Origin of the sequence: Corynebacterium sp. HMSC05D03 (genome assembly GCF_001807205.1) — a bacterium.
Classification (GTDB): Bacteria; Actinomycetota; Actinomycetes; order Mycobacteriales; family Mycobacteriaceae; genus Corynebacterium; species Corynebacterium aurimucosum.
On record NZ_KV788186.1, the window covers coordinates 196,808 to 210,404 of the forward strand.

Here is a 13,597-nt window from a genome sequence, read left to right on the forward strand (position 1 = left end):
GACACAGTAAGTTTCATGTCTGCTACCTGCCAGAAAGGCTTTTGCAATGGACATCACCGCTCAGCCGCAGTGGGCCGCGCTCACCTCGCTTTTTGAGAGCAAAAAGGACCTCAACCTGCGTGAGCTTTTTGCCAACTCCACTTCCCGCGCCGCAGATTTTTCTTTCGATGCTGCGGGCCTGCACGTGGATCTGTCAAAGAATCTCATCGATGAGGAAGTCCTCAACGCACTGGTGGACCTCGCCCGCGCCGCCGACGTCGAGGGACGCCGCGATGCCATGTTCGCCGGCGAGCATCTCAACAACACTGAGGACCGCGCCGTGCTGCACACCGCGCTGCGCCTGCCTGTTGAAAAAGATTTGAGCGTGGACGGCCAGGACGTCGCTGCCGACGTCCACGAAACTTTAGGCCGCATGCGCGACTTCGCCACCGCGCTGCGCTCCGGCACGTGGCTGGGACATACGGGCCACACCATCAAGAAGGTGGTCAACATCGGCATCGGCGGCTCCGACTTGGGCCCGGCCATGGCCGCGAAGGCCCTGCGCTCCTACGAGGTAGCGGGCATTAGCGCGGAGTTCGTCTCCAACGTCGACCCGGCAGATCTCGCCGCAACTCTCGACGGGCTCGACGCAGGCTCCACCCTCTTCATCGTCGCGTCCAAGACCTTCACCACCCAGGAAACCCTAGCCAACGCTCACGCCGCGCGCCGCTGGCTCATTGAGCAGTTTGATGGTGACGAGTCGGCCGTCGCCAAGCACTTCGTTGCAGTCTCCACCAACGCGGAGAAGGTCGCGGAGTTCGGCATCGACACCCAGAACATGTTCGGGTTCTGGAACTGGGTGGGCGGACGCTACTCCGTCGATTCCGCCATCGGCCTGTCCCTGATGTGCACCATCGGCCCCCTGGACTTCATGCGTTTCCTCGAAGGCTTCCACGCCATGGATAAGCACTTCCGCACCGCTCCTCTGGAGCAGAACGTGCCGGCTCTGATGGGCCTGCTCGGCGTGTGGTACTCCAACTTCTTCGGTGCGCAGACCCACGCGGTGCTGCCTTACTCCGAGGACCTCGGCCGCTTCCCTGCCTACCTGCAGCAGCTCACCATGGAATCCAACGGCAAGTCCGTGCGCCGTGATGGCACCGCAGTCAGCGCCGGGACCGGTGAAATCTACTGGGGTGAGCCGGGCACCAACGGCCAGCACGCTTTCTTCCAGCTCATGCACCAGGGCACCAAGCTCATCCCGGCGGACTTCATCGGCTTTGCCCGCCCGAAGGAGGACTTCCCCACTGCCGACGGCACCGGCTCGATGCATGACCTGCTCATGGGTAACTTCTTCGCGCAGACCAAGGTTCTGGCCTTTGGCAAGACCGCTGAGGAAATCGCTGCTGAGGGCGTGGACGAAGCCCTCGTTCCGCACAAGGTGATGCCGGGCAACCGTCCCACCACCACGATTCTGGCGGAGGAGCTCACCCCGCAGACCCTTGGCGCGCTCATCGCGCTCTACGAGCACATCGTGTTCACCCAGGGCATCATCTGGGACATCAACTCCTTCGACCAGTGGGGCGTGGAGCTTGGCAAGCAGCAGGCCAATGACCTGGCACCGGCTGTCTCCGGCAAGGAGGAAGCCGCATCCGGCGACGGCTCCACCGATGCTCTCATCGGCTGGTACCGCAGCCACCGCTAAGCACTGCTTGGCGACGTCTCCCCCGGCCGAACGGTCGGGGGTTCACGCGTTTTTAACGCGCAATCGACATGCGGGATCGCCAACGCCGCGGAGGCCCTGTGGGCGTCCGCGTGGTGTTTTACCTTCCTGCGGGCATCCGGGTGTCTTTTGTGTTGCGTGGCGGTTTAGCTGTCGGGCGGTCCAAGTCCGTGTTGCGCGGCTTGATACGCCGCCTGGGCGGTGATTGGTTCACCCCAGGGTGGGATGTAGTCCACATCGCCGCGTAGTCGGAAGACGTAGCCGGCACCGGTGGGTTTCTCTGGGTCATCATCATTGACGCCGTTGTGATAAGCGCACAGCATCGTCAGATTCGGCGGGTCGGTGGTGCCTCCTGCCTTCCACGGCACAAGGTGATGCACCTGGGCATAATCAGCAGGCTTATTGCACCCCTTCCTGGCACAGGTCGGATGCTCGGCGCTGGCCATCATGCGCTGCTCAAACCCGGCTAGGCGTTTCATGCGGTGCAGCCACACCGGCCCGATGGTGGGGTGGATGAGGGTGACGTAGCCGATCTCGGCAAACTTGTAGTTCAAAAACTCCGTGCCGGTCATTCGGCCACCATTGGTTAGTTCGAGCACGATGTCATCGCCGTCGCCGCTAACAATCTTGTCGAGCTTGTCCAAGGTCACCACCACGCTGGTGAATACGGCTGGTTTGGTTCCGCCGTGGGACTTGGTGAAGAAGACGTGATTGGCTGCTTCCAGCAGGTTGTCCTGGTTGATGGATTCCAGCACGCCGCGCATCTCGGTCACGGTCATGGGGTCATCGGTAATGGTCAGCGAGTGTGGACCGTCAGCGCGATAGGTCATGCGCACACCAGGTGTGGGCACGCGTTTGGGCTTGAGCTCTTTTAAGCGCTTGGCCGCCACGGCTGGGATGTTGTGTGCTGGGGTACCGGCAAGCTTGACCCTTAGGTTCCAGGCATGCAGCTGATTCTTCAGTTTCTTGGTATAGGACTCGATGAGGCTGAGTGTGGCCAGATCATGGCGTTGTTCGGCAGCTCGGGCTCGAGCTTGTCGTTGCTTACCCGTGAATTTCGTGGCGCCGAAGTAAATGTGGTTCAGGCGTGCCAGTTCGGCGGCGTCAGCAGGCGAAGCGCCGAGTGCGCGTAAACGTTTCTCGCCTCCTACCGCCAGCTCCACCAAAGAAATCCCCGAGTTGCGGTAGGAGAAATAGGTCTCTAAATCCCCCATGACCCAGAACACTAAAGCACCCTGACCACCCCCGCAACCGGAGAGAGAATCGTTAAAGCTTGATCATCGACTCCCAGCCGAAGGGGATCTCATCTGAGTCGACAATCTTGCGGCCGAACGGGAAGCATGTCACCGGGATCATCTTTAGGTTGGCCCAGGCAACCGGAAGACCCACGATGGTCACCGCCTGGGCTGCCGCGGTGGTGACGTGGCCAATGGCGAGCCACAAGCCGGCTACCAAGAACCACACGACGTTCGAGAAGGCCGACATGCCGCCAGTGCCCTTGACCGGCTGCACCACGGAGCGCCCAAAGGGCCACAGCGCGAAGTTGGCCATGCGCATCGAGGCCACGCCTGCGGGGATGGTCACGATGGGGATGCACGCCAGGATGCCAAGAAGGAAGTAGCCTAGGGCGAGGACAAGGCCACCAGTTGCCAACCAGATGATGTTAAAAATGATCTTCATACATCCCAGCCTAGCGGCGCGGCTGGCAGTGTGGGCACCACCAGATCACACGCTCCAGCTCTCCTTCGTCGCCGCCGGCGTCCACGCCACCCAGCGTGGATTTCTCAATCAGCGTGCCGCAGCGCCGACAGCGCCGTCGGTTGCGCCCGAAGACATACGTGGTCTCCCCTGCTCGCTTCACACCGGTGGTCACGCGCACCGGGGAATCGCGGTTGGCCCAGATGAGGCGGCGGGAGAGGGTGAGGATCTGGGGGACGTCGACAAGCGCTACCGGCGTCGCTGGATGAACGCCGGCCAAGAAACAGATTTCGGCGCGGTACTCGTTGCCCAAGCCCGCCACGTTGCGCTGGTCCAAGAGGGCCGCACCGATGCTGCGCTCCGGGCGGGTCTCGATGCGGCGCACGGCCTCCTCGAAGCCTCCTTCTTCCCATTCTGGCGCGAGGATGTCGGGGCCAAGGTGCGCCATGCGCTGCTCAAATTCGCGCGTGGGAAACACTCCCACGTGCCCCAACCAGTGCCCTACCAGCTCGATATCGCGCGGGGTGTTCTCCATCTGCAGCACTACGCGCGCGCTGTGCCCGGGCTTGCGCCAGCGGTCACCGGCATAGTGGATGGCCCACGTGCCCTCCATCTTGAGGTGCGTATGCAAGATCAGCTCACCTCCGAAGTCCATGAAGAGGTGCTTGCCATAGGGCCAGACTTCCTCGCACACCAGCCCGTCAAAGCGCACGGTGGCATAGCGCGGCACGCGCAGGGAGGAGGAGGTCACGCGCCGGCCCTCCATGAACTGCAGCCGGTTCGACAGCTGCAGTACAGAATCGCCCTCTGGCACAGTAGAACCTCCTCACCGAACGGGTGCCTACTCTACCGGCGCATCCTTTCCCACACCGAATGCAAGCGCGCCCGGCTCCCACGGGGTGACCACGTGCTGCCGGCCTAGGTCTTCGATCCTCTTCACACCGAGCAGCTGCAGGGTGTTCTTAAACTCCTCCGCCAGCAGCTCAATGACGCGGTCGACGCCTTCCTTGCCGCCGGCCATCAGCCCGTAAAGGTAGGCGCGGCCGATGAGAACGAAGTCCGCACCCAGAGCCAGCGCAATGGCGATGTCGACGCCGGACATGACGCCGGAGTCGTAGATGATCTCCACGTCCGGGCCCACCTCGGTTCGCACGGCCTCCAAGGCTTGCAGGGTGTTGACCACGCGGTCGAGCTGGCGCCCGCCGTGGGAGGACACCACGATGCCGTCGGCGCCGAGGTCGATGACCTTGCGGGCGTCCTCGGGGTTGACGATTCCCTTGACAAAGAGCTTGCCCTGCCAGGACTCGCGGATCCACGCCAGGTCTTCGAAGTTAAGGCCCGGGTCGAACATGGTGTTGACCAGCTCGCCCAGGGTGCCGGTGGTCGAGGTCAGGGAGGCAAAAGTAACCGGGTCCGTGGTGAGGAAGTTGAACCACCACTCCGGGCGCCACGCGGCGTCGAAGACGGTTCCGACGGTCAGGCGCGGCGGGATGCGCATGCCGTTGCGGGTATCGCGCAGACGCTGGCCGGCCACGGGCGTGTCCACGGTGACCACCAGGGTGTCATAGCCGTTGGCGGCAGCACGTTCGATGAGCTCCTGGCAGGCGGAGTGGTCCTTCCACAGGTAGAGCTGGAACCAGCGGCGCCCGCTAGTGCCTTGCGAGGCCGCGACCTCCTCCACCGAGCGCGTGCCCATCGTGGAGAGCGTAAACGGGATGCCTGCGTCGCGGGCGGCTTGGGAACCGGCGTCCTCACCTTCGGCGTGCATGAAGCGGGTAAAGCCGGTCGGCGCGATGCCGAAGGGCAGGGCCGCGGGCTCGCCAGCGATCTCGGTGTTTAAGGAAATGTCGTGTGCGCCGTTGAGAACGTTAGGGAGCAAGCGCACGTCGCGGAAGAAATCGCGGGATTCTTGGTAGCTGACCTCGTCGCGGGCTGCGCCGTCAACGTAGTCGAAGGCGGCCTTGGGTGTGCGGCGCTTGGCTATCTTGCGCAGATCCCACACATCAGCGGCCTCCGCCAAGCGGGCAGCCCGGCGGTCGAGGTTGGGTGCTTCAAACCTCATGAGGTTCTTCAGCTCGGACACGTTAGGCAGTTGGCGCTTTAGCCGCATGGCAACAAGACTCCTTTTCTATAGGTCTATCAACATCTGAGGGTAGACCTAGGAAAAGCCCATGCCCAAACGCTGCTAAATAAAATTCAGCGCCGCCGCCGGCGGGGGCGAAAACCTCCTGGGCTCCCCGGTGTATCGGGCGCACCGGGGTCCCCCAAGGCCTCAGAAGCTTCGCTGTCCAGATCATCGAAGGAGAGCTCCTCCATCGCCTCGACGGCGCGACGCCCACCGCGACGTGCGGGACGGTAAGGTTCGGCGGAGCGCGCGGTTTCTCCAGAGTGGCCGTGCTGTCCTGCACGGCCGGAAGGGACGGTGTGGGCAGAGCCAGTAATCCGCACGCCCTTCGGGGTCAGTGCTGCCCCCAGTGCGCGCAGCTCACCGCCAAGCTTTGATTCGAAGATGGGCCGCCCGTTCGCCTTCTCAATGACCAGCTTGCTCAAGCGCCCGGCGGCCACCAGCTCGTTGAGGCCTGCAAGCACTGCGGCTAGTACCTCGGTGCGCTCGATGCCCTCGGGAAGAGCGTTAAAGAACGTCGTCAGCGTCTTCCCGCCGCGGGTCAGGTGAGCCACCGGCAGGCCATCCATGAGCACCACCAAGGCACCCGCGGCGCGGGTAGGGCGGGCACCAGAGTCGCCAACATCAGTAGGCGGCCAAGACAGCGCTGCGCCATAAGGGTTGGCCGGGTCCGTCGCGGCAAGAACATACGTCTGCGGCTCGCGGGTTCCGGAGGGCCAGCCCGTAACATCGGGGGAATCATCCACACCGCGCAGGCGGTCGATGACCGCGGGCGTGGAGAACTGCGCGGCACCCAAGCCCTCAATAACGTAACCGCGCATGGCCTTGCCGGATTCCTCAAAACCGGAGAGCACCTTATAAGCCAAGGCGAAACCACCCAGGACGTCCTCGGCCACCACTGACCCGCGGGTAAGCACGCCATAGCGGTCCAGCCAGGCCTCGCCGTGGGCAATGGAGCGCGACGTGGCATCCGTGGCCGCGGGAACGGACAGCGACCAGCGCCCCACCACGTCTGGTGCGACCTGCGCACCAGACACATTGTGTGCTTGCGCAAAGGACGTGCGCCCCATGCGTAAGCGCGAGCGAGAAGGTCTGCGCCGCGCGCGATGCGCCGTACGCCCGGAGCGCCCTCCTGCGACCAGGTGGGCGCGGACGGGAGCGAAGGAATCAGGGCTGACCAGACCTGCTTCCATCAGGCCCCAGAGCGCCTCCCTGACCTCCTCAGGCGTACCGCTCAACTGCGGTTGAATATCGGAGATGAGGTAGCTGCCACCGCCCTGCAAGGCCTCCAGCAGCTGAGTCTGCAGCAAGGACACGCCAGCCTCCTCCGCAGAGACCTGCGGGGCGAGCTGCGCGGCATAGTCCACCGGCAGCAGCATGATCCACGGGTCGTTGGAGCCGGCCTTGCCCGCGCCCACGATGAGAACCTCGCCACTGGCGGTGAGCTCATCGAGCATCGTCGGCGAATAATCCCCGACGCGCGCAGGAAGGATGAGGCTCTCCCAGGCCGAGGCCGGCAGGCGCACGCCGGCCAGCTGCTCGATGACGGCGAAGACGCCGTCCACCCCACGCAGCACTGGGCGCCGGCCCACCGCGGCTACCTGCTGCCAGTCCGGCAGGAAGCGCCCGAAGGCCGCGGGAGAAACAGGCTGCGTGGCAGCTCGGGCAGCCGCCAGCGAGCGAGAGCGGATGACCTTGAGCACCTCCGCCGCGCAGTACTCCTGTTCCTCCACGCCTTGCCGGTAGTGCCCCGCCAGGATGGAATCCAGCCCATTCAGCGTCGAGTGCGCCACCGCGGCTGACAGGCCAAAAGCTTCCTGCACATCGCGCGCTACAAAGGGCCCGCGCGTGCGCGCCCAGCGGCTGACCAGCTGATCGACGGCATCGGTAATCGTGGCCTGCTGTGCAGGAATACCGGGCAGGACGGGGATTCCCAGGCCGTCGCGAAGCAACGGCGCATCGAGCGCTTGCGCCACGTGCTCGCGGCCGTTGATGCGCACCCGCATGATCCGCGCGCCGAGCGCATCGAGTGTGCTGGGTGGCACCGTGGCGTGCGCGCCGAATTCCTCGATCGGGATGGGGCCGAGCACGCGCAGCAGGTCCGCGACCTCCTCAGTGGTGCGCGCCTGGCGTTCCGGAGTGGTGCGCTGCAGCTGGGCGTGGACTTCGGCGATGATGGAGCCGTCGAGAAGCTCGCGCAGCTCCACCGTGCCCAACAGCTTCGCCAGCAGCGCCGGGTCCAATGCCAAGGCCGCCGCGCGCTTTTCCGCCAGGGGCGAGTCCCCCTCATACATGAATGCGCCGGTGTAGTTGAACAACAGCGAAGACGCGAAAGGCGAAGGCTGCTCCGTGGTGACCTCCGCGATGCGCACGCGGCGGTGCGCCAGCTCCCGCATGACCTCCGTGAGTGCTGGCAGGTCATAGACATCCTGCACGCATTCGCGCACGGTCTCCAGGATGATGGGGAAGGATGGGTAGTTGCGGGCGACGTCGAGAAGCTGCTCCGCGCGCTGGCGCTGCTGCCACAAGGGCGCGCGCTTGCCGGGGTTGCGCCGCGGCAGAAGCAGCGCTCGCGCCGCGCACTCCCGGAAACGAGAAGCAAAGAGCGCGGAATTTCCCACCTGCTCGGTGACGATGTCCGCGATCTCATCAGCATCAAACAGGAACAGCGCGGCATCCGGATCCGCCTCCCCCTGCGGCAGGCGCAGCACAATGCCGTCATCGCCTGCCACGGCCTGGGCATCCATCCCGGTGCGCTCCGCCACGCGCTGCCCCACCGCCAGCGCCCACGCCGCATTCACCGGCCGGCCAAACGGGGTGTGCAACAGCACGCGCCAATCCCCCAGCTCGTCCGTGAAGCGCTCCAGCAGCAGCGTCTTTTCATCCGGGATAAGCCCGGTGGCCTCGTTCTGCTCCCGCAGGTAGGCGGCGATATTGCGCCGCGCATTCTCATCCGCACCGCGCACCACCGACGGATCCGCGAGCGCCTCCCGCCGGAATGCACCCAACGCCTTGCCCAGCTCATAGGGCCGCCCAGCTTGGTCCCCGTTCCAGAAGGGCAAACGCCCCGTGTGCCCCGGCGCGGGTGTCACCAGCACCTGGTCGCGCGTGATCTCCTCCACACGCCAGCTCGTCGCACCGAGGGTGAAGATATCCCCCACCCGGGTTTCATAAACCATTTCCTCATCGAGCTCACCCACGCGGCGCGGCGCGGAACCAGCCTCACCAGTACCCACCAGGAAGACGCCGAACATGCCGCGGTCCGGGATGGTGCCGCCGTTGGTCACCGCCACGCGTTGCGCGCCGGGGCGCGGGGTGAGCACGCCCGTCACGCGGTCATAGACCACCCGGGGTTTGAGCTCCGCAAAATCCGTCGACGGGTACACACCACTGACCAAGTCCAACACGGAGTCGAAGACCTCGCGTGCTAGGTCCTTATAGGGCCAGGCACGGCGCACGGTGTCATACCAGCTGTCGGCCTCGAGGCCCTTGCCCGTGCTCGCGCTTGCCGACGCCACCACCGCCGCCACCGTCTGCTGTGCCAAGACATCCAACGGGTTGCGCGGTGCGTGCATCTCCTCAATGAGGCCCTCCTCCATGCGGGCGACGGTGAGTGCTGATTGCACGAGGTCCGCGCGGTGCTTGGGATAGAAAGAACCGTGAGAGACCGCACCCACGGAGTGCCCGGCGCGACCCACACGCTGCAGACCAGAAGCCACCGAGGGTGGGGATTCCACCTGCACCACCAGCTCCACCGCGCCCATGTCAATGCCCAGCTCCAGAGAGCTCGTGGCCACCACGGCCTTGAGCGTGCCTTCCTTGAGCATCGTCTCCGTCAACGCGCGCTCGTCCTTAGACACCGAACCGTGGTGCGCGCGGGCAATAACGGCAGGTGCCTTCCCGGCGACGTCCACCTGCTTCATCAGCTGGGCCGGGTCGCGCCGGGTCGCTGGGCTCAAGGATTCTGGATCGTGCTCCTGGGCATAAAGCTCGTTGAGCCGGCTAGTAAGCCGCTCGGCGGTGCGACGCGAGTTGACGAAGACAAGGGTGGAGCGCTGCTCCATAATTTCGGCGTACAGCTCTTCTTCGATGAAGGGCCAGATGGACTTCGCCGTGGGCAGGGCGGAGTCTCCTACCCCGCCGTGTGTGTCCGTTTCCCCACGCTGCGCCTGTACGCGCAGGGCGTCTTGGGGGCCTTGGGTGATACCCAGGGGGTCGTCGACAGTCGCCTCCCCGATGGGGGATCCCTGCTCCGGGGTGGGCAGGTCCGACATGTCCTCGACCGGCACGTGGACGTCGAGCTGCCAGCGCTTCTTCGCGGGCGGGGCGATGATGTCCACGGGACGGTCGCCGCCCAAGAAGTTCGCGACAGCACTCAGCGGGCGCACCGTGGCGGAGAGCCCAATGCGCTGGAACTCCCCGGCGATAAGCCCGAGGCGCTCCAAAGTCAGAGCTAGGTGCACGCCGCGCTTGGTGCCAGCCAGAGCATGGATCTCATCGATGATGACGGTATCCACGGTCTTCAGAATCCCCGCAGCTTTGGAAGTGAGCATGAGGTAGGCCGATTCCGGCGTGGTGATGAGGATGTCTGGCGGCTTGCGCACCTGGCGGGCGCGCTCTGCCTGCGGGGTATCCCCTGAGCGCACGCCGACGGTAATATCCGGCACCTCTAGGCCCAGCCGCTCGGCGGTGCGGGCAATGCCGTTGAGCGGGGCACGCAGATTATTCTCAACGTCCACGCCCAAAGCCTTGAGCGGTGAGATATACAGCACTCTCACGCCATCATGAGCTCCCTCGCGGGAGGGTTCATTGCTCAGCGGCAGCGCGGTCTGGCCTTCGCGCTCCACTAAAGAATTCAGCGCCCACAGAAATGCCGCGAGCGTCTTACCAGAGCCGGTCGGTGCCACAACCAGCGCATTCGCACCACCGGAAATCGCCTCCCATGCCTGCTCTTGGACGGGGGTGGGGGCGGCGAAAACGTCCTGGAACCACCCGGCCACCTGTGGGCGGAACTTCGCCAGAACGTTTTTAGACATGCCCTACTGTATCGCGCGCGCTAATCTGGTCACTATGACCGTTGAGATTTCTGATTCCCGTCTAACCAACTCCCTCGCCGATGGCTGCGGCGAAATACTCAAAGGCGTGCGCAACGGTGGCCTGCTGCGCGGCTTGGCGCTGGGTGATGCCGGCGATGAGGCCGCTCAGGAGTGGATCTCCCGCGTCCTTGAGCAGCACCGTCCCAAGGACGGCGTCCTGTCGGAAGAGGCTGCCGATGACTTAAGCCGTTTGAAGAAGGACCGCGTGTGGATCATTGACCCGCTCGACGGCACGAAGGAGTTCGCTACCGGCCGCCAGGACTGGGCCGTCCACATCGCTCTGGTCGAAAACGGCACCCCCATCCACGCGGCCGTCGGCATGCCGGACATGGGCGTGACTTTTAAGTCCTCCGATGTGCGCGCGGTAACGGGCCCGCTGTCAAAGAAGTTCGTGGTCTCCCGCAACCGTCCGCCGAAGGTGGCGGATTACATCGCGGAGAAGATGAGCTTTGAGACCGTCGGCGTAGGCTCCGCGGGCGCGAAGGCGATCCACGTGCTCTTGGGCGACTATGACGGCTACATCCATGCCGGCGGCCAGTACGAGTGGGACCAAGCCGCCCCGGTGGGCGTGGCTTTGGCCGCGGGCCTGCACTGTTCACGCCTGGATGGCTCCCCCATCAAATTCAACAATGAGGACACCTTCATCCCGGATCTTTTGATCTGCCGCCCGGAGCTGGCAGAGGAGATTCTGGAGCACGCCGCCGCCTACGCGGAGGCCAACGGCGGGTACTAACCCCACGCGCGTGGCACGGGCGCAAGAGCGCTATCATGGCGACCATGATTGAGACTCCGTACGAGGACCTCCTGCGCCGCGTCCTGGAAGAAGGCGCGCCCAAGGGCGACCGCACTGGCACCGGCACCCTCTCCCTGTTCGGTGCCCAACTTCGCTATAACCTGGCGGAGTCTTTTCCCCTGCTGACCACCAAGAAGGTCTACTTCCACGGCGTGATTGGTGAGCTGCTGTGGTTCCTGCGCGGTGACTCCAACGTGAAGTGGCTGCAGGAGAACAAGGTTCGCATCTGGAACGAGTGGGCCGATGAGGACGGTGAGCTAGGCCCCGTCTATGGCGTGCAATGGCGCTCCTGGCCCACGCCGGATGGCCAGCACATCGATCAGATTCAGGTCGCGCTGGATACGCTCAAGAACGATCCGGATTCGCGCCGCAACTTGGTCTCCGCGTGGAACGTTTCTGAGCTGGACAAGATGGCGCTCATGCCCTGCCACCTGCTGTTCCAGCTTTATGTCGCTAACGGCAAGCTGTCCATGCAGGTCTACCAGCGCTCCGCCGACATGTTCTTGGGCGTGCCCTTCAACTTGGCATCCTATGCCGCGCTGACCCACATGTTTGCCCAGCAAGCAGGTTTAGAGGTGGGCGATCTCATCTGGACCGGCGGCGATTGCCACATCTACAACGACCACATAGAGCAGGTCAAAGAGCAACTCTCCCGTGAGCCCCGCGAGTACCCGCAGCTCAAGCTCCACAAGGCTGAGAGCCTCTTTGACTATGACTTCGATGATTTTGAGGTCATCGGCTACGACCCCCACCCCACCATCAAGGCACAGGTGTCCGTCTAATGCTGGGCGCAATCTGGGCCCAGTCCCTCGACGGCGTCATCGGTGACGGCGTGGTCATGCCCTGGCACGTGCCGGAAGACCTGAAGCACTTCAAAGAAGTGACCATGGGTGCGCCTGTCATCATGGGCCGCAAGACGTGGGAGTCCCTCAACCCCAAGTTCCGCCCGTTGCCAGGCCGGGAGAACATCGTGCTCTCTAGCCGCGAGCCCGGCGAGTGGTCTGCGGGCGCCACCGTGGTGGATAACCTCGACGCCGCGCTTGATGCTGCGCCTGGCGACGCCTGGATCATCGGCGGCGGCCAGCTCTACCATTCCGCCCTCGAGCGCGTGGATACCATCGAGCTCACCCTCATGGGTGTACAAGTCGGCGATGCCTACGGCGCAGATGTCGTACTGGCCCCCACCGTGCCTGAAGAGTTCAGTCTGTCTGCCGATAGTGACTGGCTGACCTCCGAATCAGGCCACCTCACCATTCCCGGCCAGCCGCCCAGCGAGCTGCCGATGAAATACCGTTTCCTCACCTACGACAGAAAGGCTGCTGCTTAATGAGCACCAACGTTGCCACTCCCGAAACCACTGAGCACGTCACCATCTTCTTCGCCGATTGGTGCCCGTTCTGTGCCAAGCTGATCAAAAACCTGGACCGCACCGAAACCCCATACGAGCTCGTCAACGTCGAAGCGGATTCCCCCGACACCGCCGACATCAACGCCTGGATCGAGTCCGTCAACGACGGCAACCGCATCGTGCCCACCGTCCTCTACTCCGACGGCACCCACGCCACCAACCCTTCCGCCAGCGAGGTCCGCGCCAAGTACGCGGAGCTGGCCGGCGAATAAACGAAAGGCGACGCATTTAACGCCGCCCCACGCGGGGCTGCTAGTCTTACCTAGGTGCGCAACGCACCCCCGCCCCAGTAGCTCAGGGGATAGAGCACGGCTCTCCTAAAGCCGGTGTCGGAAGTTCGAATCTTCTCTGGGGCACGCTGTGAAGTCTCGAGACATCGTTCCGGTCGGTGTCTCGAGATTTTTTAGTTGCCCCGACTGGGGTTGAGTTCGTTGTCTTTCTAGTTGTAGTAGATCTTTTCTTCGGTGAGTGTGTAGGCGGCGATTTGTGCCCCAGTGATGGCTATTTTGACGTCGACGTGGTTGTCGATGCAGACCATGGTGATTGGTTCCCCGCCCCATCTGCGTCCGATGTAGAGGCGGCGTAGTTTGCCTCCCCATCGCAGGGTTGTCTTGCCGTTGGTGCCGATTTTGTCGGTACTTAGTCGGTAGTCGTGGTCTGGTTTGATGTCTACTTATCTGCATTCACCCCCATTAAGGGTGAATCTTCAGATCAATACTAGAAATAGTTTATAAACAGTATTATATGTATTAGGCAAGCCTTACCTTGCCTGATTTTC

Annotated in this window: 10 protein-coding genes, 1 tRNA gene and 1 pseudogene; 6 read left to right on the forward strand and 6 right to left on the reverse strand. The window is 63.8% G+C overall.

Annotated elements, in window-relative coordinates:
* Positions 1–46 precede the first annotated feature (46 nt).
* A complete protein-coding gene (gene pgi / locus HMPREF3147_RS10425) occupies positions 47–1,681 on the forward strand; it encodes a glucose-6-phosphate isomerase (protein ID WP_070447284.1) in 1,635 nt (544 codons plus the stop codon).
* 164 nt (positions 1,682–1,845) lie between these two features.
* Here pgi and HMPREF3147_RS10430 read toward each other — a convergent pair whose 3' ends face one another.
* The 5 genes from HMPREF3147_RS10430 to HMPREF3147_RS10450 all read right to left on the reverse strand — a co-directional run bounded on the left by HMPREF3147_RS10430 (position 1,846) and on the right by HMPREF3147_RS10450 (position 10,558).
* Positions 1,846–2,913 (reverse strand): HNH endonuclease signature motif containing protein, encoded by a 1,068-nt coding sequence (locus HMPREF3147_RS10430; protein WP_246815769.1) that lies wholly within the window; start codon positions 2,911–2,913, stop codon positions 1,846–1,848.
* Between the two features lie 52 nt (positions 2,914–2,965).
* Positions 2,966–3,379: a YccF domain-containing protein gene (locus HMPREF3147_RS10435; protein WP_070447292.1), complete on the reverse strand. Its 414-nt coding sequence runs from the start codon at positions 3,377–3,379 to the stop codon at positions 2,966–2,968.
* Between the two features lie 10 nt (positions 3,380–3,389).
* Positions 3,390–4,211, reverse strand: coding sequence for a DNA-formamidopyrimidine glycosylase family protein (locus HMPREF3147_RS10440; RefSeq protein WP_070447295.1), 822 nt, complete (start codon positions 4,209–4,211; stop codon positions 3,390–3,392).
* Positions 4,212–4,238: 27 nt separating this feature from the next.
* On the reverse strand, positions 4,239–5,507 hold the full coding sequence (locus tag HMPREF3147_RS10445; protein ID WP_070447298.1) for an alpha-hydroxy acid oxidase: 1,269 nt from the start codon (positions 5,505–5,507) through the stop codon (positions 4,239–4,241).
* 86 nt (positions 5,508–5,593) lie between these two features.
* On the reverse strand, positions 5,594–10,558 hold the full coding sequence (locus tag HMPREF3147_RS10450) for an Lhr family ATP-dependent helicase (RefSeq protein WP_070447301.1): 4,965 nt from the start codon (positions 10,556–10,558) through the stop codon (positions 5,594–5,596).
* A gap of 34 nt (positions 10,559–10,592) precedes the next feature.
* Between HMPREF3147_RS10450 and HMPREF3147_RS10455 the strand changes: the two genes are divergently transcribed.
* The 5 genes from HMPREF3147_RS10455 (at position 10,593) to HMPREF3147_RS10475 (ending at position 13,175) form a co-directional block, all read left to right on the forward strand.
* Complete coding sequence (locus tag HMPREF3147_RS10455; RefSeq protein ID WP_210384594.1) at positions 10,593–11,351, forward strand: 3'(2'),5'-bisphosphate nucleotidase CysQ; 759 nt, start codon at positions 10,593–10,595, stop codon at positions 11,349–11,351.
* 35 nt (positions 11,352–11,386) lie between these two features.
* Positions 11,387–12,193 carry a thymidylate synthase gene (locus HMPREF3147_RS10460; protein ID WP_070447304.1) on the forward strand — a complete coding sequence of 269 codons (807 nt, stop codon included), beginning with the start codon at positions 11,387–11,389 and terminating at the stop codon, positions 12,191–12,193.
* Positions 12,193–12,738, forward strand: coding sequence for a dihydrofolate reductase (locus HMPREF3147_RS10465; RefSeq protein WP_070447306.1), 546 nt, complete (start codon positions 12,193–12,195; stop codon positions 12,736–12,738). The genes HMPREF3147_RS10460 and HMPREF3147_RS10465 overlap by 1 nt, the downstream gene beginning before the upstream one ends.
* Positions 12,738–13,031, forward strand: coding sequence for a mycoredoxin (locus HMPREF3147_RS10470; RefSeq protein ID WP_010187687.1), 294 nt, complete (start codon positions 12,738–12,740; stop codon positions 13,029–13,031). The genes HMPREF3147_RS10465 and HMPREF3147_RS10470 overlap by 1 nt, the downstream gene beginning before the upstream one ends.
* A gap of 71 nt (positions 13,032–13,102) precedes the next feature.
* A tRNA-Arg gene (locus HMPREF3147_RS10475) sits at positions 13,103–13,175 on the forward strand.
* A 21-nt stretch (positions 13,176–13,196) separates the two neighbouring features.
* On the opposite strand, the pseudogene HMPREF3147_RS12635 reads toward HMPREF3147_RS10475, so the two are convergent.
* Positions 13,197–13,474 (reverse strand): annotated as a pseudogene (locus HMPREF3147_RS12635) (IS481 family transposase); the annotation flags it as partial.
* Positions 13,475–13,597: the final 123 nt, after the last annotated feature.